The sequence below is a fragment of the Alteromonas sp. a30 genome (assembly GCF_026788005.1).
GTDB lineage: Bacteria > Pseudomonadota > Gammaproteobacteria > Enterobacterales > Alteromonadaceae > Paraneptunicella.
On the sequence record NZ_JABEPE010000016.1, the window covers coordinates 87,338 to 111,181 of the forward strand.

A 23,844-nucleotide genomic window follows, 5' to 3' on the forward strand; every position below is an offset into this window, starting at 1 on the left:
TCATTAGAAATAAGTTGGTATTTCATCACGTAACCATCAGGCATAAACCACAGAACTATCACCATACTGATTTCAAGCTTTCGACTCAATGTTAAGTCTTTGTAAAAACGCCGTGACTGCTCTTTTAATCATTTAATGAGCAAACAAAGAAGCCGCTTTGAAAAGATTGGGAAGAAAGGCACTGGAAAAAGCAATGTTGGCACCGGAAAGCACAGCTTGCTTTTTTGTTAATTGCAAAGAGTTAAAACTACGTTTTGAGGTTACGCCCATGAAACTACTAATTCAAACCGCCAAAAGAAGCGCTAAAGCGCTAGCAATCACTACATGTTGCCTTGTTCCATTTATGGGCGTTGCTCAAGCGAGTAACACTTCACATTTAGCGTTAAAAACCAGTGCCAAAGAAGTGAATGGTGTGCGAGAAATTGAAGCTGGCAACTATGCCGCTGGTATTCGAAAGTCAGAAGCCGCTTTAGCACGCGCTTCCGCATCTGGCTTGAAAGCGCCACTACTCACCAATTTATGTGTCGCCCACATTGCAACCAATCACCTCGAAAAAGCAGAAAACTATTGCAACGCAGCCGTTAAAGCCAATGCAAGAAGCCCTATTAATTTTAACAACCGTGCCGTGCTGAATTGCATTACCGGTAAGTCGGAAGCATGCTTGGTGGATTTAGAAACAGCACAATCTTTAAGCTACAATAATCGGCTGGTTAACCGTAATTTAGCCTTAGTCAGCAAATCCCAATGGGTGGCTAAGCAATAGTTCAGAATCACTTTGTCTAAGATGAGCTAAATACATTTCTTGCTAAAGTGTTCTAACCAAAGAGATAGAAGCCGATCCAACTTCTATCTCTTTTTCTTTTTAATACCCTCGCCTACTTAACGCTCGAACTTGCACACAGCCCGAAAAGCACAGAAAATAGCCACTTCGAGTTGTTGTATAACAACCTAAATCCCAACAAGCCCATGTAAATAGCCATAGGATAAACGCTATTGATTAACATCTTTGAAATTCAACGCACACTTGAACAAGGTATGACTAAGCCCAGACTTTGCGTTGGTGACAATGGGCAAAAAATATGTTGTAAAGAGATTAAACGCAGGGTTTAAAGGCTGTGTTTATGAATGGGTTGCAGGCAATTTAGGTCGACTGTTTGGCTTAAATATTCCAGATGTTGAGCTTGTTAATATCGATGATGAACTCGTTGAATATGATGCTGATTTACAAATTGAGCTTGGTGCTGGTATTGCCTTTGCGTCCAAATACCATAGCTCACTCAATGAAGTGAATTATCATGAGCTAACCATTGCCAACAAATCTGCATTACAGGATCTCTTTGTTTTTGATTATTGGATTAAAAACGATGATAGAAACTTAACCGAAAATGGTGGAAACCCAAATCTTTTCCAAGATATAACCACTAAAAAACTTGTTGTGTTTGACCATAATTTAGCATTCGACACGGACTTCGATCTGACAACATTTAAAAACACACATGTCTCCTCTTTTTTAATGAAAGGTCAGCAGGATTTATTTGAACAAACGCTCGATATTACATCCTATCAATCCCGCTTAAACACTGTTTATGCTGAATTCGACAATGTTGTTGCTTCTCTCCCAAGAGAGTGGCTAGACGAAATACCAGATGCCGCTGGTGAGTTAGCACGATTGCGGTTAGTATTGGAGGAATTCAATCATGATCAATTTTGGGAGGCTCTAGTATGAAAAAAGCGACTAAAAAAGCTGTTTTTCACTATGCAGTCGTGCGCTTTATGCCTTTCATTGAAACCCGTGAATTCGCCAATATCGGCGTTGTTATCATTGAGCCCAAAACAGGCAAGTTTCTATTCAAGCTAGCCCCTAAAAAATTTGGTCGTGTGACGCAGTTTTTCGATGATTTGAACGGCGAACTCTATAAAAACGGCATTGAAATGTTCACCAATGAACTTAATAGAGTTCAAGAGTATTTCATCAGCCATCACCTGTTTGGCAAAGATCTCGTAACCCGATTCCAAGAACTCATTCGAAAAAGAGAGTCTGTTATTCATTTTGGCGAAATGGGTATTACCTATGGCGAGGAAATCGTAACTACGCTTGAAGCATTGTATGAAAGGTTTGTTGCTCGCAGCTTTGTCACTAAGCACTACAGAGAACAGCAAATGGTCAAAGTGCTCAAAGAAAAGCTATCAAAGGCGCTTCCCGTTAAATTCACTGAAAAAACCTTTAACGCGGGTATTTACGATATCAAAATGCCGCTAACCTGCGAAACCCCGAATTCACTTAATAAGAGCAGCACATGCATTATTAAACCTCTCGCATTTGAACAGCAAACGGCGCTGAGAGCGGCTGAACATGGTGAAACGTGGATAAAACGTGTTGATAAGTTAATCAAATACGAACTTATCAAACCGGAACATGCGTTGTTCACCCTTGAAAAACCGCAAGAGAATACCGAGTTTACACAGGTTTACCACGATATAGTGGGTGAAATAGAGCACATCGGCGTTAAAGCCTTAAGCTTTTCTGAACTAAACGATGTTGTGGACTTTGCTAAGAGCAGAGTAAAAATAACCAACCCACCTCTTACTCACTAACCCATAACATATTTGATTCAATAAAAAGCAGGGCTATAAAAACAGCCCTGCTTTCTCAATTCACAAACTTAGCTAATACACTCCATCCGTAACTCAATCGATAGAAACCGATTAAATTGGCGAGCCCGGTGGCAACGGTGCAGTGGCTAACTTGCCCTTCCATTCACCTTTTTCCATATATTGGGCTAACCAGCCGTAAATGAGCATTTGTGTGCCATTTAGCTCGCGCTTTTCTGCGCCTTCCATTACTTTCAACAGTTGTTTAAAGATAATGCCCTTGGACTCCGTACCAAGTTCAGGTTTGTCTAACGCTGTGACTAATGCGTTAATAACAACATGATTCACGCGCTTTTGGATGTCAGTGTCCCAGTGCTTATTAACTGTAGCATCGAGCAATGTTTGCACCACGGTTTCAGCATCAAAGCTCGCCCCACGATTCAAACTCATTCGGTTTAAGCGCGAAGGTTCTAACAACATATTAACGATATAGGCACTTAAAGATTCCGCCGCGCTTAAGGCATCAAAAACCGGCCCAGTTTGTCCTTTGAATGCTTCTCTTGTGCGGCTAAAGCCGTAAGCTTGTGGTGGAATTAACGCCAGCAACTCGTCGCTTAAGGCAAGATTATCGTGCTGTAAGGCTTGAATTAATGTCATTAGTGCGCGTTTTTGCTGCGCTTCTGGTGTGGCTTTTAAGCCATGTGGCGTTTTGCCTTGCTCTTTGGTTTCGTATTGGTAATCCACACCACCAATTTGACGCGCCACCGCTTCTAACTGAAAACGATGCAGCAAGTATATTGGCACGATGTTTTCTTCTAACTGCGATAGTGGCGCACCTTCTGGAATACTGCTTAAACCAAAGTCTGCCAGCGCCTTTTTACGCACAGCCATTACGTTTTCCAGCTCTAGAACGGGGTCTTCGCCGTTATCCCACAAATGCCCTTGATGATTCGCAGCGGTAGCATTTCTGGCATCAGGGTCCGACATATACGCCAAGCCTTTTTTCTGCACGGCTTTAATGTTCGCCATCAAGCCTTTTACTTCGGATGCTGGAGAGGAAAATTCGCTGTAACCGTAGGCAATAACGTGTTTATCCCATTCACCAATGCCGGTATCGTAGGCATTGGATAAATCAACTTGTCCACGGGTTAACCCAAGCATTGGGTGTGGATAGTCCATGACCGATGCCCGGCCGTTTTCGCTTGCAGCAAAGTTATGGGCAATCCCCAATGTATGACCGACTTCATGCGCCGATAGTTGGCGAATTCTGGCTAATGCCATATTTTTCTGTGCGCTAATGTCTGCGTCTTTGCTGTCGTAGGGGCTGGTTAAGCCAAGCGCAATCAGTAAGTCTTGACGCACACGCAATGAACCGAGCGTGACATGGCCCTTCAAGATCTCACCTGTGCGAGGGTCAATCACAGAATACCCGTAGGACCAGCCGCGCGTGGCTCTATGTACCCATTGAATAGTGTTGTAACGCACATCCATTGGGTCTGCGCCTTCTGGCAGCATTTTTACTTGAAACGCATTCTTATAGCCAATGGCAGTAAAAGCGTCATTCCACCACATTGCACCATCTATTAACGCGGATCGGATTGGCTCGGGAGCACCTCTATCGAGGTAATACACGATAGGTTCAACTGCTTCGCTGACTTTTGCGCTTGGGTCTTTTTTGGTTAAACGATGTCGAGGGATAACGCGCTGTACCAATGGTTCATCAATGGCTGTGGCATAGTCTTTATGTTCAACACTCCAAAACCCGGACATGGGATGAAAAGTCCGGGTTTGATAACCATCATCGGGTAAACGGATCAAAGAGTGGTGCAAATGCACAGTAATGCTGTCGTGCGAAGGTGTAACTTGTTTTACAAACTCACCCGCTTCCGAGCCGACAAAAGTGACAATTGACTCTAGCTCGGTATTATCAGGAAAGGCTTTACTTCTATCGATATGCACGCCACTTCGCTTGCTATCAACTTTATAATTACCTTGTTTACCGGTTTTTAAACGGTCGCTAATGCGGTGAATATCCGAAAGTAAAAACGCGGTGTAGTCCACCAGTAACTTACCCTCTTCTTCCTGTACAATTTCCAAACCTGCAATTACTGAACTGGCAAATGCTTGGTCAACCGCCTGTACTTCATCTGGGTTGCTGCTGGCTGCACGATACCCCGTATTGAGTTGTTTAAGTAACACGCGTTTTCCAAATCGTTCGAACTGCACAAGGCGAGTTTCGCCAAGTTGACCACGGTCCAACCCAATGTCGTTAGAGCCGACACCAAACGGCAAGCTACTTTGGAAAATGAAAGGCTGATTCAACTGCTTTGCATCAATTTGCAAATACAACTTGCCGTCATCATTTCGATAAAATACATCGTAAAAGCCGGATTTTTTCTGCAATTTAGCAACATATTCCGACAAACTTACTTTTGCATCATCCGCAAAAGCTGGCGTTAACATGAACGCGAATACCAATCCGAAAAATACTCTCATTTGCATCCTCTATACTAACTTGTGCTTCACAACACTTATTTTTATGCGCTGTCATAATGACATGCGCGGCGTGAAGTTTCGATGTTGATGTCTGCTTGCCTCTTTTTTTGTTACAACTTTGATGAAAAAATTATCAATCAAAATGCGATTGTTCAGGTCTTTTGCAACAACTGAGCCGCTGCTTTAAGCGGTATCACTCCATTTGCGACTATCCACTCAAAGGAAAGATGTATGAAAAAGCGCTTAATTTTCGTAGCAGCAGTTGCTCTAGCGGCATCTAATTACTTATCCGCTGCACCTTATACCGAGCAGCAGCTCACGCAATTACTGAGCCATCAAGATCGCCCAGCAGAAGACGCCAAACGCGACTACGCCAGAAAACCAGCCAAAGTCATGGCGTTTACAGGTATTGAAAAAGGCGATCATATTCTCGATTTATTCGCGGGTAGCGGCTGGTACACCGAGTTATTTTCCCACGCCGTTGGCGCAGAAGGAAAAGTGTATGCACAAAACGACGAGGTCATTTGGCGCTTCGCAAAAGATGGCCTAATTGAGCGCACCGAAGACAATCGCCTCGCCAATGTTTCTCGTTTCGATGGTATGCCGATTGTTGATATTGATGTACCTGACAACAGCCTCGACATTGTGTTCACCGCGTTGAATTACCACGACTTATTTTTCACCGAAACCAAGCGTAATGGCAAAGCAAGCAAAGTCAGAGATGAGGTGGTTGATTACAAAGCCGCACTTTCTCATGTGAAAAAAGCGATGAAAGATGATGGAGTTTTCGTGATTGTGGATCACTTTGCCAAGCCCGGCTCTGGCTACGAAGCGGCAAACACAGTTCACCGTATCGACCCCGACATTGTAAAATATCAAATGCAACAAATGGGCTTTGAATTGTTGGAAGAAGCGTTTTATTTGCGCAACCCAGATGATGATTTAAGCAAAAGTGTGTTTGACCCCGAACTAAGAGGCAAAACCAGCCGTTTTATTTATAAATTCGGGAAAAAGTAGAGCGTTTATCATAAACATATACGCCCGAATGTACATGAAATTTATCTGATGACGCCCCTTTCTATATAGGGATAAGGGGTAAGCTAGAATTGAGTAGTAACCGTACTCACTTTGTACCCATAAAGCTGCGTGATATAGTTCAACCAATCTGCGTAGTGATACAACGCCTAATGTTCGAGCTTTACACTAAGCTTAAAACGTATATACAACCAAGAGTGACCGTCATTTGAAATTTAACAAGGTTATCGCATTAGCAACATTACTGGTTCTGTTTATCAGCCAGTCGTTTGCCTATGCTTCTATGCCTTGTTTGCATATGGGTTTTGGTTCAAATATGGCGACGATGGAAAACCACTCCATGACATCTAATATGCCAATGGAGCACAAGTTACACGCAGAGCATACCATGCCAGACTCAGCCGGAAACGATGCTTCTGGTATGGAAAAAGCAGGAATGAAGATGGATTGCTGTGACGATTGCAACTGCCCGCCGGGCGCTTGTGCAACTTACGCATTAAACCGCCTACATTTAGCTGATTTTCAAGTTTCCCCTATGTTATTTTCCTCGGTGTATCGTTTCTCCATGAACGAATCCGACCCTATTTTGCCTAAACGCCCCCCCATTGCTGCTTAACGCGGGATAGATCTATCCAAAATCTGGGATAAACCCAACGCCTTTGACTTTAACCGTGCGTCACTGCGCTTATCGCCCATTTTAGCGACTGCGATAGCGCGCCAAACACAAAAATGAAAACAGTCATGTTAATGAAAATATATTCAAAGCACTCGCTATTGTTACGCCTGTTTCCCTTACATCAAGGCAATGCAAAACAGAAATACACGCAGCATCATTACTCGTGGTTAGTGGTTAGCCTTACCTTGAGTTTGTCTTTGTTCATTTGCTTATTTAGCGCTCCGACTTCTGCCACACTCTCACTGACAAAAGCCATTGAAATTGCGGCTCAACACGATCATTGGCTCACTCAAAGCCAACAACAAGAAAGGGCTCTACGTTTCCAAGCCACTGCGGCGGATCGTTTACCCAATCCCGTTTTCTCAATCAGTCTGCTGAACTTACCCACTTCAGGATTCAGTTTTGATCAAGAAGACATGACACAACTCAAACTTGGCGTCAGCCAAATACTGCCTCGAGGTGAAAGCCTTGCTTTAAAAAATCGTCAGTTGTCACAACAAGCAGATGAACACCGCTTTATGCGTGCCACACGCCAAGAGCAAGTTAAGCTGCAAGTGATTCAATTTTGGTTGGATGCGTATCAAGCCCACCTTTCACGGGACCTTATTCAACGACACAGACATTTATTCGTTGAGCTTTTACGCTTATCGGAAGCGCGATATGAGTCCACGCAAGGCAAAACGCGTTTACAAGACATGGTGAATGCCAAGGTGCAAATTTCCCGTATCGATGACAAACTCACTGCGCTGGAAAGTCAGTACAGCGAGGCGTGGGCTCGGCTTGGGGAATGGCTTAGCGATACACCGGAGTATTTGCAAACCCAAAACGATACCTTCCTAGCAGACTTAACCGGTATTCCCACCCTTACCGATGCTGCGTTACGCGCTTTAACACAGCGAGACCAAACCGCCTTGGCGCAATTAATGGCGGCACATCCGTCATTATTGTCAATTGATCAACAAGTGAAAGTGTCACGCACACAGGTGAATTTGGCCGAACAAGTTTACGAACCGCAGTGGGGCGTCAATGCAAGCTACGCCTATCGCGATGACACTGACAACGGCAACAGTCGCGCGGATTTCTTTTCCATTGGTTTGACTTTGGATGTGCCCGTTTTTGATTTAACTCGACAAGACGCTGAAGTATCAGCAGCGAAAATGAAAACAGAAGCCATGCTCACGCAAAAGCGTTTGATCTTACAGCAGATGATCGCCAAAGCACTTTCATTGCATCAGCGCACACAACAATTCCTTGAAAGGGAGCGAATTTACAGCGAAAACGTGTTACCACAATTGCACCATCGCTCAGAAGCCGCAACCTCTTCTTACACCCACGCGAATGGTATTTTTGATGTAGCGATACAAGCTCACATCGATCACCTCAATGCTCAAATCGACTTAATTCAGTTACGAACTCAACGTTTGAAAGCCCAATCTGAATTGGCTTATTTCTTTGCGGATACAGATCAGGGAGAACCTACTTTATGAGCACTTTAAAAACCACCAGCATCGGCATTGTCATTGGTATCGTGCTAACCAGCCTTTACTCCAACCTCTTTCATTCTGGGGAAGATAGCACCGATTCAGACGAGAAAAAGCCGCTTTACTGGGTTGCACCTATGGACGCCAATTTTCGTCGTGATGGGCCGGGGAAATCGCCAATGGGAATGGATTTGGTTCCCGTATATGAAGAAAGTGGCGCGAACGATGAACCGGGAACGGTACGTATTTCACCAGATATCATCCAATCCCTCGGCGTTCGAGTAGCTTACGCCAGAACCCAAAGTTTACCTCAACAAGTGCAAACCGTGGGTTACGTAAAATACAACGAAGATAACCTCACCCATATCCACCCACGCGTTGAGGGTTGGATAGACAAACTTTATGTGAAAACTGAAGGTGTACGCGTAAAACAGGGCGATCCTTTATATGAACTGTATTCACCAGAATTAGTGAATGCGCAAGAAGAATTGTTGCTGGCACTGCATCAAAACAGCCGAACCCTCATCAGCGCAGCTCAAGGGCGACTAAAAGCGTTAAAGATGCCACAGGATAATATCAATAAACTGAAAGAAACCCGGCAAGTACAACGTAGCGTGATTTTTTACGCCCCGACTTCTGGCATCGTGGATATGCTTAACATCCGCGAAGGCGCTTTTGTTAAACCTGGCACGGCAATGATGACGTTAGGCGATTTGAACGATATTTGGGTGGAAGCCGAAGTATTCGAACAACAAGCTGGCATGATTCACCTTGGTCAATCCATTGAGTTAACCGCCGATTTCAACCCCAGCCGTATTTGGGTCGGAAAAGTCGACTTTATTTATCCGGCGCTAAACCCTAAAAACCGCGCCTTACGCTTACGCGCCACCTTCCCCAATCATGACCATCAGTTGCAACCGAATATGTTTACGCAAGTGAACATTATTGATAACGACACCACACCTCGGTTATTAGTTCCTAGCAGCGCGGTTATTCGCACACCTCACATGAATCGTGTGGTGCTGGCCAAAGGCAATGGCGTGTTTAAATCCATCGCCGTCAATGTTGGTCGCAGGACTTCAGAATTTACGGAAATTCACGAAGGCTTAATGCCGGGCGATGCTGTCGTCACCAGCGCTCAATTCTTATTGGATTCCGAAAGCAGCATTAGCTCCGATTTCATGCGGATCTCACACTCAAGTGGCGGACCGGATTTGTCCGAACCGCTGCAAAGCGCAGAAGTCGAAGGCGAGATAGTGTCGTTGGATATTGAGCAACGCGTGGCCAATATTCACCGAGGTGCGATAGAAAAGTGGGGACGCCCACCGGCCACAGTCGAATTTGTTTTTGATAAAGGCTTAGACCCCAGCCAACTAAACGAAAGCGACAAATTGCGCTTCGTGTTTGAGATTCGTAATGGCGACTTCGTGATCGTGAACTTCGCCCGCTTTACTGGTTCCAAAGATAACGGAGCAAGCACATGATTGAACAAGTTATTCGGTGGTCAATCAATAATCGGGTTTTAGTGCTGTTTGCAACACTTGTGGTGCTTGGCTTAGGTATTTTCACATTAAAGAACACGCCTGTAGATGCCATTCCAGATCTATCCGATGTGCAAGTTATCGTAAAAACCAGCTATCCGGGGCAGTCGCCACAAGTAGTGGAAGATCAAGTGACCTATCCGCTTACCACAGCGCTGTTGTCCGTACCCGGCGCAAAAACCGTGCGTGGATTCTCCTTCTTTGGCGACTCCTATGTGTATGTGATTTTTGATGACGATACCGAAATGTATTGGGCTAGAAGTCGCGTATTGGAGTATTTGTCGCAAGTTGCACCTAAACTGCCCACTGCCGCCAAACCTGAACTCGGCCCTGATGCTACCGGGGTAGGCTGGGTTTATGTATATGCCTTGCAAGACACCACCGGAAAACACGACATTAGCCAACTTCGGTCCCTGCAAGATTGGTTTCTAAAGTTCGAACTACAAGCCTTACCCGGCGTCTCGGAAATTGCCTCGGTTGGCGGCATGGTGAAGCAATATCAGGTGGAGATCGATCCCAACAAGCTACGCGCGTATCAAATTCCCATATCCTTGGTGCAGCAAGCAATACAACGCGGCAATCAAGAAGTCGGCGCCTCTGTGATAGAAATGGCCGAAGCCGAGTACATGATCAGCGCCACAGGCTACATTGATTCCATCGACGATCTCGCCACCATCCCATTAGGCAAAATACATAATGGCAAAGCGTTATTGTTAAGTGATGTCGCCAACATTCAACTTGGCCCGCAAATGCGCCGAGGCATTGCTGAACTTGATGGCAAAGGCGAAGTCGCTGGCGGCATTGTAGTGATGCGTTTTGGCGAGAACGCGCAAAAGGTGATTGATGGGGTAAAAGCCAAGTTAGAAAGCTTAAAATCCAGCTTGCCCGAAGGCGTGGAAATTGTGCCCGTGTACGATCGCTCCGACTTAATCCAGCGCGCCATCGACCATTTCTGGGGGAAAATTGGTGCAGAATTATTAGTGGTGGCATTAGTGTGCGCCGTCTTCCTGTTCCACATTCGCTCATCCATTGTCGCAGTGGTGAGTTTGCCGCTTGGGATTTTAATGTCGTTTATTGTCATGTATTGGCAAGGTATTAACGCCAACATTATGTCGTTAGGTGGCATTGCCATTGCTATTGGCGCAATGACAGACGGTGCCATCGTAATGATAGAAAACATGCATAAACACATGGAAAAAACACCACTAACCAATGAAAACCGTTGGCAAGTAGTGGCAGAATCCGCCGCTGAAGTTGGCCCCGCATTGTTTTTTAGTTTGCTGATTATTACCGCTAGTTTCTTGCCTGTTTTTATCTTAGAAGCACAAGAGGGACGCATGTTCACGCCTTTGGCCTACACCAAAACCTATGCGATGGCGGCGTCAGCAGGACTCGCCGTAACGTTGATTCCGGTGCTGATGGGGTATTTCATACGAGGCAAGGTGTTAAGCGAGCACAAAAATCCTCTTAATCGCTTGTTAATCATGTTGTATCGTCCTGTTCTTGAGCGAGCACTAACTTACCCTAAAGTAACCATAATACTTGCATTAATCATTGCAGTTATCGGCTTTTATCCGCTAAACAAAATTGGCACAGAGTTTATTCCTGAGTTAGACGAAGGCGATTTGATGTACATGCCAACCACCTATCCGGGCCTGTCGATTGGGAAAGCGCGCGAGCTATTGCAACAAACCGATAAACTCATCGCCACCGTCCCGGAAGTGCGTCATGTATTTGGTAAAATTGGCCGTGCTGATACCGCCACCGACCCCGCGCCGCTGACCATGATTGAAACTTTCATTCAGCTCAAACCAAAATCCGAATGGCGCGATGGCATGACCAGTAAAAAACTGCGCGATGAGTTTGAATCCTTAGTTAACATTCCCGGTTTAACCAATGCGTGGGTTATGCCCATTAAAACCCGCATCGACATGCTAGCGACGGGTATTAAAACCCCGCTCGGGATTAAAGTCGCTGGTGCAGAATTAGACGTTATTCAACGCATCGGTGAAGATATTGAAGCGATTTTAGGCAAGTTGCCCAATACGGCCTCCGTGTATTCCGAACGTGTTTCCGGAGGCCGTTATCTTAAAGTTGACATTAAACGCCAACGCGCCGCCCAATACGGGTTAAATATCGCCGATGTGCAACAGGTCATTTCCACGGCGGTAGGTGGTATGAATATCGCGCAATCCGTTGAAGGACTTGAGCGCTATCCCATCAACATGCGCTATCCACAGCACTATCGAGACTCACCGGAAGCGCTGGAACAACTGCCCATTGTCACCCCAATCGGTCAACACATTACCTTGGGCGATGTGGCATCGATTTACTTAGAAGATGGCCCACCGGGAATTAAAAGTGAGAACGCACGTATTAACGGCTGGACCTACATCGACGTACAAAACACCGACCTTGGCAGCTACACTGAAGAAGCCAAACAGGTTTTGAATGAACAGCTAAAATTACCCGCTGGTTACAGCTTACGCTGGGCGGGGCAATACGAGCAATTGCAACGCGCCAAGGACAAACTCACCTATGTGTTGCCGCTAACTATTGCCGTGATTTTGGTGCTGCTTTACTTCAGCTTCCGCAGCTTTATTGAGGTTGCCATCATTATGGGAACGTTACCGTTAGCACTGATTGGCGGCATTTGGTTGTTGTACTTGGAAGGCTTCAATATGTCGGTGGCAGTGGGCGTTGGCTTTATCGCTTTGGCTGGGGTTGCCGTGGAAATTGGCGTGATCATGTTGGTTTACTTAAATCAATCTTACCAACAATTATTAGCGCAACATCAAGCTAGTCACAGCAAACCCAGCACAGGTGAACTTATTCAAGCGGTATTAAGCGGCGCAGTGCTGCGAGTTCGTCCTGTTATGATGACCGTTGCCACCGTTATGATTGGTCTGTTGCCGGTAATGTACCACGAAGGCACGGGCTCAGAAGTGATGAGCCGAATTGCAGCGCCGCTGGTAGGCGGCATGGCGAGCGCGTTAGCGCTGTCGCTGATTGTAATACCCGTGGTGTACTTCTTATGGAAACGCCAGCAGTTGAGTAGTGCGGATTAGCGTTCGCTATGGAGGTTGGGATTAAAAAGGAAACAGCACTGCGCAGTCTTTAAAGAGTGAGTCGTCATGCAGAAGTTCAAACCTGATCTAACAGGTATCCGTTCAGGCAAGGTGTCTTGTCAGATTAGTTTGAACCTGAATTCTTTTAAGCCCAACCTTGTTTTCTATTAAAGAAACGTAGTCATCGGGGTTAGATCACCGTGGATTTTTCCCTGATGAGTGCACGCACTGTTGCATGACTTATTTAATGAAACACTGAAAATGTGTCATTGATCAGAAAAGTTTTACAGTATGGGTTCATTCCTATTATTCTCACGCAAAATGGGAAAGCCTCTCAATTCGAGGGAATTCAAACGAATCATAACGCGCATGCTACAAGGCTCTCACAGAGCAATGTATCCCCTTTCATCATGCAACAGCAACTTGGTCATAGTGATATTCGGGTAACGATGCGTTATGTCTGCCATCATAGGGAGGAGATTCAAAAGGTAATGGATAAAGTACATTCGTATTGAACGGCTTTCAATACAAATTAAGTGAATATTATTTTATATATTGCAGGTGTTGGACTATCTTCCATTTGGCTAGGTACATTACCTCAATCCGCTTTTTAATACTTAACTAGCTTCAAATATCTTATATGCCTGAAAAACACTTAGATGCAGCAAAACTCATCGATCTTTCTATGCATGCTGATGAACTAATACTTAGTTCTAATATGGAAGATTTGAGGAAGTTTTTTGATCTGCATAATGACACTGAATATCAATTTGAAAATCTGATTGATAAAGCTCATTACTACTATTTACTAGGAAATTGTGCTAGCACCCTTTTTAGTTATCGAAATCAAGAGTGGTTTTCTGATGACTTGAGTAAATCAGTTATTTTTTATCGCAAAGCTCTCCATGCTCTGCAACAAGAAAAGTATTTAACTGACGAGCAGCAATATCTCTTGAGCTGCGTAGAAACTAACTTGGGAAATTGCTTAAGTTCACAAGGTAGATCCTTTTGCTGTATTCCTGTTTGGGATCAAGCTATTGAACGCAAAAATAATCCAGTTGCGATTACTGCTAAGGCAAGGAATGAGCTATTTATCGCTCAAAGTCTTTACGATCAGGGTCATAGTGCTTATCACTATTTTAAGGCTTACAACCTCATCAATCTTGGTCTTGAAAATATTGACCGACTTTATCCTGAACAAAGAGAGGCTTTTGCACAGGATGGTGAGCTAATGAATTTCAAGTCTTGGTTTGAGGACAATTTTACAAAAAAGGAGTTTGATTATTTTGAGTCTCATGAGGATGAATTTGAGACAAGAGAACAACAAGATTATCTCGATTGGTGTAGTAAAAACGTTCTTTTCTTAAATGATTTGAATGACGTTTGCAAATCACAAATCGTTTACCAAGATATAATGACTATGCCTTCAGTGATGCAAAAGTTGAATTCATCTTTATCCATGCATGAAGAGCTTATGTATCATGGGAACTTTGATGAGCTAAAAAATGACTTCTGTTATGCCCGCTATCTTGTTTTTTCAGCTCGCAATATTCCCAATGATGAAACTCACTTCTTCAATCAAACATATCCTCACGTAAACGACATGTCTTATACTATAAGTAATCTAAAAGCCCATCATTATAAAAGTGCATTTAGAACTCTCTATTCTCTCTTTGACAAGATTGCCTATTTATTGAACCGTTTTTTTGATCTCAATGATATTGGGAAAGACCATAAGATCAGCTTTGATAGCATTTTCAGGAAACTAGAAAACAGAAAAGAGTGGGAACCCCACGAGAAGCTTAAGAGTAGTAATAACTATTTCATTCATGCCCTATTTTATATCTTGAAAGACATACGAGATGTAAAAGATTCAACTTCCGTAACTAAATGGTTAGATCCTGATGCGAAAGCTTTTTCAGAAATGAGAAATGCTATGGAACATCGTTCATTGAAAATTGCGGACGATTTTGGTTATTCACTACTGCATTTTGATGCAGAACGTTTACAGTCGGAGCTAGAACAACTTGAAAGTAGTGCACTAAGCTATGAAGAAGAAATTCGTAAGCTCAATTTAAAGATCAAGACTGAAAAGAATTGTGCTATGAGGTCAGAGATGGAAGCTGAGATGCTTGATCTTGAAAGTAAATTGAAGGATGCAAATGAACAGATATATGAGAAGAAAAAACTGTCTACTCACTCTCTTTTGATTCCTGAATCCGAGTTCAAATCAAGACTAATGACGCTGATGAAGCTTGCTCGAAACTCAATCATGTATCTATCAATGGCTATTCATTTAGAGGAAAAAGGTAAACCAAAGAATGATGCATTAATCATGTCGAAAAAAGTGCCTTTACGATAACACTCACTCCCAATAAAGGAATATTTGGAGAGGAGGCAATCACTGGAAGATGATTCGAATATAGACCTTCAACTTCCAGCGACTAAACCTAACAGATTCATCAAACCACAAACTTGCTCAACACTTTATTCAAGTCCTCAGCAGATTGGCTGGATTGCTGGCTGGTTTTTTGGCTATCACCTGCGGCCTTGGAAATGTTTTCACTGAAGTGAAATACGTTTTCTATATCTTGCTTAATTTGCTCGGTCACTTGCGACTGTTCTTCCGACGCCGAGGCAATAGACATCGACATCGCTTGCATTTCTTCTACCGACAAACGCACTTGATGGAAAATATCTTGGGTTTGATCGGAAGCATTTGCGCCCATTTCAGCGTGCTTATGGCACAAAGTAACTGATTCCACCACGCGCTGAGATTCGGTCTGCAAACGAACAATACTCGATTCAATGTCGGCAGCGGATTCTTGTGTGCGATTAGCAAGCGTTCTCACCTCGCCCGCAACCACTGCAAATCCGCGCCCGGCCTCACCCGCTCTTGCGGCTTCGATTGCAGCGTTCAGTGCTAATAAATTCGTTTGTTCTGCCATGTTTTTAATGACCATGAGCACTTTGTTGATTTCTTCACTTTCCCGCGCCAATGCTTGACTCACCTCTGACGCCATTTGCATTTCTTTGTTGAGCAGGTGAATAGAAGAAACCGACTGTTCAACAATGCCCGTTCCGCGCTGGAGTGCATCGAATGTAAGTTCTACCGCTTGGCTGGAATTAGCCGAGCTGGACGCCACATCAATGGAAGATTGCGCCAATTGTTCAATTGCAGAGGCTATCATTTCGTTCTTCGATTGCTGCTCAACTAACTGATTACTCGATTCCGTTGCCAAAGCCAAATTCTGTGTAGACTTATCGATCATCTCATGTGAAGAGTGCTGAGCGTTTTTGATAATCCCATGAATGGTATCAATAAACCGATTTAACGATGTCGCTAACATGCCGGTTTCATCTTGGCTTTGAATTTCAATTCGTTTGGTGAGATCTCCTTCGCCTTCGCTAATTTCCGACACTCGTTGAAGCAAGACTTGTAAGCTTCGAACAATACTGCGTGAGATCCACAATAAAATGCCCACACCCACCGCAATCGAGATTAACAAAACACTCATGCTTTGAATTTGATAAGCGTTAACAAAAGACAGAATTTCGCTGGCTTGATAGTCTAAATCCCGCCATTGGTAAATCTGCTGGCTGAGCATATTTTTAGTAATTTGATTGCTGAGATTCTCTGCTTCTTTACGATACACTGAAACGTTCGTAGCGTACTTTTCACCCTGCTTAACAATGACTTCAATATCGTTCAGTAATTCACTTAAATGTTTAAATCCTAACTTCGGATCCGCTTGCATTACCGGGGTAAACTCTTCAAGAGCAGAACGCGCAGCAAGCAATTCTAGTAACGCTCGCTGCAAACTGGTATCCGTTGCATTAGCAATATATTGATTAAAATACGCACGGGCAGATAGCGCAGAAGCGGACAGGCGGCTACCAACCTCGGTCATTAAGATGTCGTTTTCTACTATCCCCAAATCGCGCACGATAATAGCTTGGGCTTCAAATTCAGGCCCAATGTAATTGTTATATTCTTCCAATAACGCGCTGAGTTTATTCGCATTAACCCAAAGTTTGTTTTTCAAAAGGTCAGTATAAGCTTGCTCACCCGCCACAAGCTCCTGCACCATCGCCTCATTATCAGGCTTTTTTTCCAGTTCACTGGTTAGCAAGGCAAAGTCTTGTTCAAGTAGCCCGATAATCTCGATAGTTTGCTTTTGAGGTTCTGCCAGATACTGCTGATTCAACTGCTCACGTCGACTGATATTGTTCAATAAAAACAGTGAAGTACCGTAAGAAGCTTGCTCACCAATGTGACTTTTTAAGCGAGTTAATTGCTCAGTAGCAGTCAATAACTTAACACTGGAATAGGCCAGATAAGCCAGTAGCAAAAGAATCATGGGGACCATGCCCAGCACAATTTTCTTGCTGATACGCATATTGCGAAACATAAACAATCCTTAGTTGATAAGCATATCGAGTTGATGTTGGATCGATTGGAACTGACGCACAACATGACTAGGGGTCACGGTTTCTGCGTCTAACTCAACCACATCAGGAGAAGACAGAGATAACGACAAATTGATACGTGTTAACTCAGCAAGAATATTATTAGTGGTGTCGTAAACATCGGAAGGGGAAATGTCTCCAGCGGGAAAGCCGGGAACACGCAATGCGTCCATATTAAGGCGTTTTTCCAACTGTGCTATTTTGTATAACACCTTGTAGCCTTCAATATTGGCATCAACAGGCTTCTTATTTGCGGGTAATTCAGGTACTTCCTTATCGACTTTTGTATTTAATTCCTGCGCGATCACCTCCAACGCTTTTTCGATTCTTAGGGTATTTCGATAAACGTATTTTGGGCTAATCGCGCCTGCTAAACCATCTAATAAGTAAGACGTTCGCCACATATTTTCGTATACATCGGAGGGCGTTTTTCCTGTCGGCAGCTTAGCGCGCTCGGCATAGCTAACACCCAGTTGTTTCGAAGCTTGTTGAATTTCTTTGGAAATGGTTTCCACCAGCACTAACACATCACTTGGCTTAATAGCTTTATCTGGAAAATCAGGCAAGACAATGGTCGCTAAGTTTTTGCTTTTTTTGAAGCGAATGACTTTCTCAAATACTTCTAACCCTTTGGTATATGCATGAAGAGGCGTTTTTGCAATTTGCACACCTGGCAATCTTGGCGTGTCGTTAACGTTTAAGTGAGCTCGTATCGCCTCGATGTTGTTTGCGAGGTTATCCACCGCCTGATAAACGTGATTTGGCGTGTTAGCTGAAACACCTATTGAGAATAGTAAAAAGCAAAGACAACCACCCCATGAAGATATTTTTTTACCATAATTTTTCAAAGTTACTTTCTCCCTCAAAACCTTTATTACTCTCAAGAGTAAACCAAAGACACCCGCATTATGCGTTTTTTATGGACCTATTAAAATACAACTTTCTTACAACATAAAAATTACAGCAATACCATGATTAAAAAGGAAACTTGTTACTTTTTTGAAGTATATCAAAGCCATATAAAATAAAGTGTTGGAAACTTTAATACACCTACATATAAATTTTATAACAGAAATAAAAATTCAAAAATCATCACTGAAAGAAACAAATGCAAAGAGAAATATTTTTCCTTCGTTTTTGCAAATATGCGATGTCCTCTCCCGAACCAAATTTGTTTTATAAGTGCTTATCAGAAGAAGCTCGCCTCAAGTCATTGTTTTGCTCACAACAGAAGGCGAGTTATGTGTTTATGACCTGACGCAAGGGAAAGGGGATCATGACCGCTTCAATACGCAACGGCAGGATAAAAACGCCCAGTCTTCTTCGAAAATGCGCTGGGGTTGCATTGAGGGCTTGCTGATCCATCAAAAGTTGAGGCATTTCGTCAAACCATTGATACTATTAAAGGGCCTATTAATGCATTAGCGCAGGACTCGCTTTCGCCGAACCAATTAAAATAGGCACTCATCAAGTTAGGAGTCAAAACCTAGTCATTTTTGTTGTTGATTAAAGAGTAGAAGTTATGGGACTGTTCGAACGATTTCTTTCCGTGTGGGTAGCGCTGAGCATTGGTGCTGGCGTTTTATTTGGTACGCTTTTTCCTTCCGTTTTTAAAATCATCGCTGGATATGAATACGCACACGTTAACCTTGTTGTTGCCGTTCTTATCTGGTTAATGATTTACCCTATGATGATTCAAGTGGATTTTTCAGCGATAAAACGCGTAGGCGAAAAACCCAAAGGCATCATATTAACCCTGGTCATTAATTGGCTAATTAAACCCTTTAGCATGGCATTGCTCGGCTGGCTCTTTTTTAAAGGCATTTTTGCCGACTGGGTTGACCCTAAAACTGCTAATGAATACATCGCGGGTATGATTTTACTCGGTGTTGCTCCTTGCACCGCCATGGTATTTGTGTGGAGTCACTTAACCAAAGGCAACGCAAATTACACCCTAGTACAGGTGTCTATTAACGACATCATCATGATTTTTGCCTTTGCCCCCATCACCGCATTTTTACTTGGTGTAACCGACATCAAAGTACCTTGGAGCACATTACTGCTTTCAGTGGTGTTATATGTGGTATTCCCTTTAATAGCAGGCGTATTAACACGGGCGTCTTTAAATAAAAAGAATGCCAAAAGCCAGCAAGATAACAACCAAGTTGATGCATTTACTAGCAAACTAAAGCCCTTTTCAATACTCGGTTTATTGCTAACGGTTGTACTGTTATTTGGTTTTCAGGCCGAAACAATTTTGGCGCAACCGGAAAACATCCTCCTCATTGCAATCCCGCTATTACTGCAAACTTATGGCATTTTTGCACTCGCGTACTTTGTCGCCAAGAAGTTGAAGCTACCTCATGATGTCGCTGCGCCCGCCTGTATGATTGGTACATCAAACTTCTTTGAACTCGCAGTTGCTGTCGCCATTTCATTGTTTGGGCTGCACTCCGGCGCGGCACTAGCCACTGTGGTAGGCGTGTTGGTAGAAGTCCCTGTAATGCTATCGTTGGTTTACTTTGCTAATAGAACACGGCATTGGTTCCAGTAACGTTCAACACGGTGAACTCGCTAAATACTTATTGATAACCTGCTGCTATTCTAAGATAAATCATCATTGCATGAGCAAAGAGGGCTAGGGATGTTACTGCGACTTTTTTCGTATCTTTTACTTACGATACTTTCTGTACTCGTCACGCTCCCGGCTTACGCTCAATCTAATTCAGCACTCCTCTCTCAAGATTACCGAATCAACAGCGCACTTAAACCACTTCAACAGCGCGTATTTTTGCAATTAGATCCTACTCAAGATGCTTATTCGGGCTCAACACAAATAGAGTTGCAGCTAGAAAACCCCCTCTCGCATCTCTCATTTCATAGCAAAGGGCTGACGCTACATCGAATAAGCGTATCACAGCAAGGCAAACCCATAGAGGTATCGCTCTCCCAAGCAAACACATTTGATATTGCACACATTCTTGCTAACAACAAAGCACATCAGTTTAGTGGCATGATTCACCTAGAAATCCATTTTTCAGGGAACTTAAGGGATGATTCCGCTGGCTTATATCGCTACCAAAATAACGATGAAACCTATTTATTTAGCCAATTTCAACCCATGCAAGCACGTACGCTTTTCCCGTTATTGGATGAGCCGGGATTAAAAACATCCTTCCAATTCCGACTAACACTGCCACAAGGTTATGACGTTGTGCATAGCACCCCAATAACCCATGAACTGCAAAACGACGATGCTACACAAACTCTCACCTTTGCCCAAACCGCGCGCATTCCAGCGGATGTTCTGGCGTTTGCAATTGGTCATTTCGATCACGTAAAAGTGGAGGGATTACCTATGCCTTCCTCCTTTTACACCATGCCCGGTCAGGGCGACCAAGCTAAAACAGCAGCTAAAATGGCAACTGACTTGTATCACCTACTCAATGAGTACATTGATACTGAGATCCCTTTTCAAAAAATGGACTTTATCGCCGTCCCAAACTTTCCCAACGCTGGAATGGAAAACGTAGGATTGATTTATTTGGGCGATAACACTGTGCTCACTTCATCGCGTTTCAGCTCTTCTACCCAATGCCACGCAGCGATTTTGATTGCCCATGAAATCGCCCACATGTGGTTTGGTAACTATGTCACTCCAGATTGGTGGGATGACCTTTGGCTAAATGAGTCGTTCGCCGATTGGATTGCTATTAAATTGGCGTCTGAGTATCTGTCTCAGCCGCATTGTGGTGAAAGTGCGAAAATATACTCACTTAATGATGATGAAACCCAAGCGCCGCTACATCGAGCTATTCAAAACCATGCCGATGTAGAAGCTTACGGGCAAATTGTGTATGAAAAAGGCTATGCTATTCTCACCATGTTCGAACATTTTATTGGCGAGGATGAATTCAAAACGCTAATAAACACTTACCTAAAAGAGAGTGCAGATGGCACTGTAACAAGCCAAACGCTATTGTCGTATTTCCAAAAAGCCAACCCCGATTATGCTGCAATGATAAACAGTTTTATTAACTTGCCAGCCTATCCGTTGATTACCCTCACAAAAGAAAACAACATCTGGACACTCACACAGTCTCCTATTAATGCTAACGCCATCAACGAAAAGGCTCCTCTGTGGCATGTCCCCATTCATTTGCGCGTAAAAGCAGGAAGTGCCGAGCACAACTTTCAGTTTTTGCTGACTAAAAGCAGCATGGCTTTGCCTCTTGAAGTAACAAGCCAACTAAATTCCCTGCCAAACAACGCCTTGCTCATTTTGAATCCAGAACATCAGGGTTATTACCGCTATTTAGTTGAGCAAAACCAAGCCAATTATTATTTATCCCAAGATGAATTTACTCAAAAAATGTGGCTCGATAATCAGCAGCATTTAGCTAAATTAGGCAAATTATCGCTGGCCTCAATCATCAAACAAGAAGTCTCGCTACTCAAAGATGCCGTCAATAAGCCACAATTGGAAAGACACTTATTAAATGGCTTTATTGATCATTTTTACACCACCATTCCAGTGTCACTCTTGCCCAAATTTCGTCGCTATTTAACGCAGCAATTGACAGCGCGATTGCAGGAAATTTATTGGGAAACCCCAAACGAAGTTGCCAACTATGATATATGGGTGGAGTTAGCGGGCATTCACTTACAATATGAAAATGTACAGAAAATAGTGCGGGAAAAGAAAGCCGACTTGTTAACGCCTCAACCTTCAAACTCTGCTCACTATGCCCAACTAAAAGTGCTGGCGTATATCGCCGATAAACAAACCTACTCAGCCATGCAAGCAGCTTATAAAAACGCACAAGGCTTGATGAAAGAACATTTAATAGATGCGCTTGGATTTGTGGACTCAAAAGAGAAAGTCAGCGCTTATTACGATTTTCTACTTTCTGACGATACCCAAGGCGAATCCATTGATTATCGATTCCAATTTCCTTTCTTTAACTCAACACTTCGATCCGCGGTATTTGATTATTTGAAGCAACATAAAGCCAGAATATCTCAACGCATAGAGAGCAGCAGCTTGCAGTGGTTTCCCTTTAATTTCATGACAGGGTGCCAGTACAGTGACATCAATAAAATTAATGCTCTGTTCAAAGAATGGCAACACATTGATGGCTTAGCAGAAAAGCAATCAGAGATTGTCTCCCAAATTAGTTTGTGTGCCGATACGGCAGAAAAGCAACACGCGGGCCTCGAGCGCATATTCAGCGCCATTAAATAAGCGCGTTATATAAAAGAAGGAAGCAATCTTACGCACAACATTGAATACGTTATCGTAAGACCTCATTTTGCTTTGTATCAGTTTGTGGCGCCGAGTTAGGCTTATCGAAAGGCGTTTGAAGTCACTGGTCAACCTATTAACGCATTTTTACAGAGGTGTAACGTGTCGGACCCAACTTATACTCCCCCCAAGATTTGGACTTTTGACGAAGAAAACGGCGGCAAATTCGCTAATATTAATCGCCCCGATTCTGGCGCGAGATTCGAAAAAGACCTTCCTCAAGGCAAACATCCTTTTCAGTTGTATTCTTTAGCTACACCCAACGGCGTAAAAGTCACGGTGATGTTTGAAGAGCTATTAGCAAAAGGCTTTAAAGACGCGGAATACGACGCGTATCTTGTGAATATTATGGAAGGCGACCAATTTGGTTCTGGTTTTGTTGCTGCTAACCCAAATTCGAAAATCCCTGCTTTAATCGATACGACAACGAACCCGCCAACGCGTGTGTTTGAGTCGGGCGCAATTTTGCTTTATCTGGCAGAAAAGTTTGATGCTTTCTTGCCAAAAGATGCCGCTGGCAGAACAGAAACGCTTAACTGGTTGTTCTGGCAAATGGGCAGCGCGCCTTTCCTTGGCGGCGGTTTTGGTCATTTCTATAATTACGCACCAGAAAAGTATGAGTACCCAATCAACCGTTATGCGATGGAAGTGAAGCGTCAGTTGGATGTATTGGATAAGCAACTTGCTGAGAATCAGTTTATTGCTGGCGACGATTACGGTATTGCTGACATGGCTATTTGGCCTTGGTACGGCACGCTGGTGAACGGCACTTTGTATGGCGCAGCGGAATTCTTACAAGTTCATGAGTATAAGAATTTGGTTCGCTGGACGGAAGAAGTGGGCTCAAGGGAAGCGGTTAAGCGTGGCAGGTTGGTGAACCGTAATTGGGGCGAGGATATTGAGCAATGTCCTGAGCGTCATAGTGCCAGCGATTTGGATGGTCGCGTTTAGTAGGCGCTTTACTGGTCGAAGCGGGCAGCATGGTTAATGCTTCTCAAAGGATTGGGCAGGATTGAAGCAAGCTAGCTGAATTTTACTCTAAGCTAGCTGCGCCATGCTGAGTGAATACCCTTTTAAAACACGCTTTCGTCATTCATGACAGGTGCCAAATTTCACTCTAAGCTAGCTGCATTTCACTCTAAGCTAGCTGCGCCATGCTGAGTGAATACCCTTTTAAAAC

The 23,844-nt window shown here is 43.6% G+C and carries 15 protein-coding genes; 12 read left to right on the forward strand and 3 right to left on the reverse strand.

The window, feature by feature from the left end; genetic code table 11:
• Positions 1-268: 268 nt before the first annotated feature.
• The 3 genes from HJG39_RS15030 (at position 269) to HJG39_RS15040 (ending at position 2,595) form a co-directional block, all read left to right on the forward strand.
• Positions 269-763, forward strand: a complete 495-nt coding sequence (locus tag HJG39_RS15030) for a hypothetical protein (protein WP_268410225.1) — start codon at positions 269-271, stop codon at positions 761-763.
• Between the two features lie 303 nt (positions 764-1,066).
• On the forward strand, positions 1,067-1,726 hold the full coding sequence (locus HJG39_RS15035; RefSeq protein WP_268410226.1) for a HipA family kinase: 660 nt from the start codon (positions 1,067-1,069) through the stop codon (positions 1,724-1,726).
• On the forward strand, positions 1,723-2,595 hold the full coding sequence (locus tag HJG39_RS15040; protein ID WP_268410227.1) for a DUF3037 domain-containing protein: 873 nt from the start codon (positions 1,723-1,725) through the stop codon (positions 2,593-2,595). Before HJG39_RS15035 ends, HJG39_RS15040 begins: the two co-directional genes overlap by 4 nt.
• Positions 2,596-2,706: 111 nt before the next feature.
• On the opposite strand, the gene HJG39_RS15045 is transcribed toward HJG39_RS15040, so the two are convergent.
• Positions 2,707-5,088, reverse strand: coding sequence for a zinc-dependent metalloprotease (locus HJG39_RS15045; protein ID WP_268410229.1), 2,382 nt, complete (start codon positions 5,086-5,088; stop codon positions 2,707-2,709).
• A gap of 231 nt (positions 5,089-5,319) precedes the next feature.
• Between HJG39_RS15045 and HJG39_RS15050 the strand changes: the two genes are divergently transcribed.
• From HJG39_RS15050 to HJG39_RS15075, 6 genes are all read left to right on the forward strand, one after another.
• Positions 5,320-6,105: a class I SAM-dependent methyltransferase gene (locus tag HJG39_RS15050; protein WP_268410231.1), complete on the forward strand. Its 786-nt coding sequence runs from the start codon at positions 5,320-5,322 to the stop codon at positions 6,103-6,105.
• A gap of 226 nt (positions 6,106-6,331) precedes the next feature.
• Positions 6,332-6,739 (forward strand): hypothetical protein, encoded by a 408-nt coding sequence (locus HJG39_RS15055; RefSeq protein ID WP_268410233.1) that lies wholly within the window; start codon positions 6,332-6,334, stop codon positions 6,737-6,739.
• A gap of 131 nt (positions 6,740-6,870) precedes the next feature.
• On the forward strand, positions 6,871-8,286 hold the full coding sequence (locus tag HJG39_RS15060) for a TolC family protein (protein WP_268410235.1): 1,416 nt from the start codon (positions 6,871-6,873) through the stop codon (positions 8,284-8,286).
• A complete protein-coding gene (locus tag HJG39_RS15065; RefSeq protein ID WP_268410237.1) occupies positions 8,283-9,764 on the forward strand; it encodes an efflux RND transporter periplasmic adaptor subunit in 1,482 nt (493 codons plus the stop codon). Before HJG39_RS15060 ends, HJG39_RS15065 begins: the two co-directional genes overlap by 4 nt.
• Positions 9,761-12,889 carry an efflux RND transporter permease subunit gene (locus HJG39_RS15070; protein WP_268410239.1) on the forward strand — a complete coding sequence of 1,043 codons (3,129 nt, stop codon included), beginning with the start codon at positions 9,761-9,763 and terminating at the stop codon, positions 12,887-12,889. The genes HJG39_RS15065 and HJG39_RS15070 overlap by 4 nt, the downstream gene beginning before the upstream one ends.
• A 640-nt stretch (positions 12,890-13,529) precedes the next feature.
• Positions 13,530-15,251 carry an LA2681 family HEPN domain-containing protein gene (locus tag HJG39_RS15075; protein WP_268410241.1) on the forward strand — a complete coding sequence of 574 codons (1,722 nt, stop codon included), beginning with the start codon at positions 13,530-13,532 and terminating at the stop codon, positions 15,249-15,251.
• Positions 15,252-15,351: 100 nt separating this feature from the next.
• On the opposite strand, the gene HJG39_RS15080 is transcribed toward HJG39_RS15075, so the two are convergent.
• Both HJG39_RS15080 and HJG39_RS15085 read right to left on the reverse strand, forming a co-directional pair.
• Positions 15,352-17,301: a methyl-accepting chemotaxis protein gene (locus tag HJG39_RS15080; RefSeq protein ID WP_268410243.1), complete on the reverse strand. Its 1,950-nt coding sequence runs from the start codon at positions 17,299-17,301 to the stop codon at positions 15,352-15,354.
• Between the two features lie 9 nt (positions 17,302-17,310).
• Positions 17,311-18,207 carry a hypothetical protein gene (locus tag HJG39_RS15085; protein WP_268410245.1) on the reverse strand — a complete coding sequence of 299 codons (897 nt, stop codon included), beginning with the start codon at positions 18,205-18,207 and terminating at the stop codon, positions 17,311-17,313.
• A gap of 674 nt (positions 18,208-18,881) precedes the next feature.
• On the opposite strand from HJG39_RS15085, the gene arsB reads away from it, so the two are divergent.
• From arsB to yghU, 3 genes are all read left to right on the forward strand, one after another.
• Positions 18,882-19,913, forward strand: a complete 1,032-nt coding sequence (gene arsB / locus HJG39_RS15090) for an ACR3 family arsenite efflux transporter (RefSeq protein ID WP_268410247.1) — start codon at positions 18,882-18,884, stop codon at positions 19,911-19,913.
• A 90-nt stretch (positions 19,914-20,003) separates the two neighbouring features.
• Positions 20,004-22,604, forward strand: a complete 2,601-nt coding sequence (locus tag HJG39_RS15095) for a M1 family metallopeptidase (protein ID WP_268410249.1) — start codon at positions 20,004-20,006, stop codon at positions 22,602-22,604.
• A 162-nt stretch (positions 22,605-22,766) separates the two neighbouring features.
• On the forward strand, positions 22,767-23,615 hold the full coding sequence (gene yghU / locus HJG39_RS15100) for a glutathione-dependent disulfide-bond oxidoreductase (RefSeq protein WP_268410251.1): 849 nt from the start codon (positions 22,767-22,769) through the stop codon (positions 23,613-23,615).
• Positions 23,616-23,844: the final 229 nt, after the last annotated feature.

Coding starts and splice junctions, on each gene's coding strand:
- HJG39_RS15050 (WP_268410231.1), top strand. CDS start 5,320: ATGAAAAAGCGCTTAATTTTCGTAGCAGCAGTTGCTCTAGCGGCATCT.
- HJG39_RS15095 (WP_268410249.1), top strand. CDS start 20,004: ATGTTACTGCGACTTTTTTCGTATCTTTTACTTACGATACTTTCTGTA.
- HJG39_RS15030 (WP_268410225.1), top strand. CDS start 269: ATGAAACTACTAATTCAAACCGCCAAAAGAAGCGCTAAAGCGCTAGCA.
- HJG39_RS15080 (WP_268410243.1), bottom strand. CDS start 17,301: ATGTTTCGCAATATGCGTATCAGCAAGAAAATTGTGCTGGGCATGGTC.
- HJG39_RS15040 (WP_268410227.1), top strand. CDS start 1,723: ATGAAAAAAGCGACTAAAAAAGCTGTTTTTCACTATGCAGTCGTGCGC.
- HJG39_RS15065 (WP_268410237.1), top strand. CDS start 8,283: ATGAGCACTTTAAAAACCACCAGCATCGGCATTGTCATTGGTATCGTG.
- HJG39_RS15070 (WP_268410239.1), top strand. CDS start 9,761: ATGATTGAACAAGTTATTCGGTGGTCAATCAATAATCGGGTTTTAGTG.
- HJG39_RS15045 (WP_268410229.1), bottom strand. CDS start 5,088: ATGAGAGTATTTTTCGGATTGGTATTCGCGTTCATGTTAACGCCAGCT.
- arsB (WP_268410247.1), top strand. CDS start 18,882: ATGGGACTGTTCGAACGATTTCTTTCCGTGTGGGTAGCGCTGAGCATT.
- HJG39_RS15035 (WP_268410226.1), top strand. CDS start 1,067: ATGGGCAAAAAATATGTTGTAAAGAGATTAAACGCAGGGTTTAAAGGC.
- HJG39_RS15060 (WP_268410235.1), top strand. CDS start 6,871: ATGAAAATATATTCAAAGCACTCGCTATTGTTACGCCTGTTTCCCTTA.
- HJG39_RS15075 (WP_268410241.1), top strand. CDS start 13,530: ATGCCTGAAAAACACTTAGATGCAGCAAAACTCATCGATCTTTCTATG.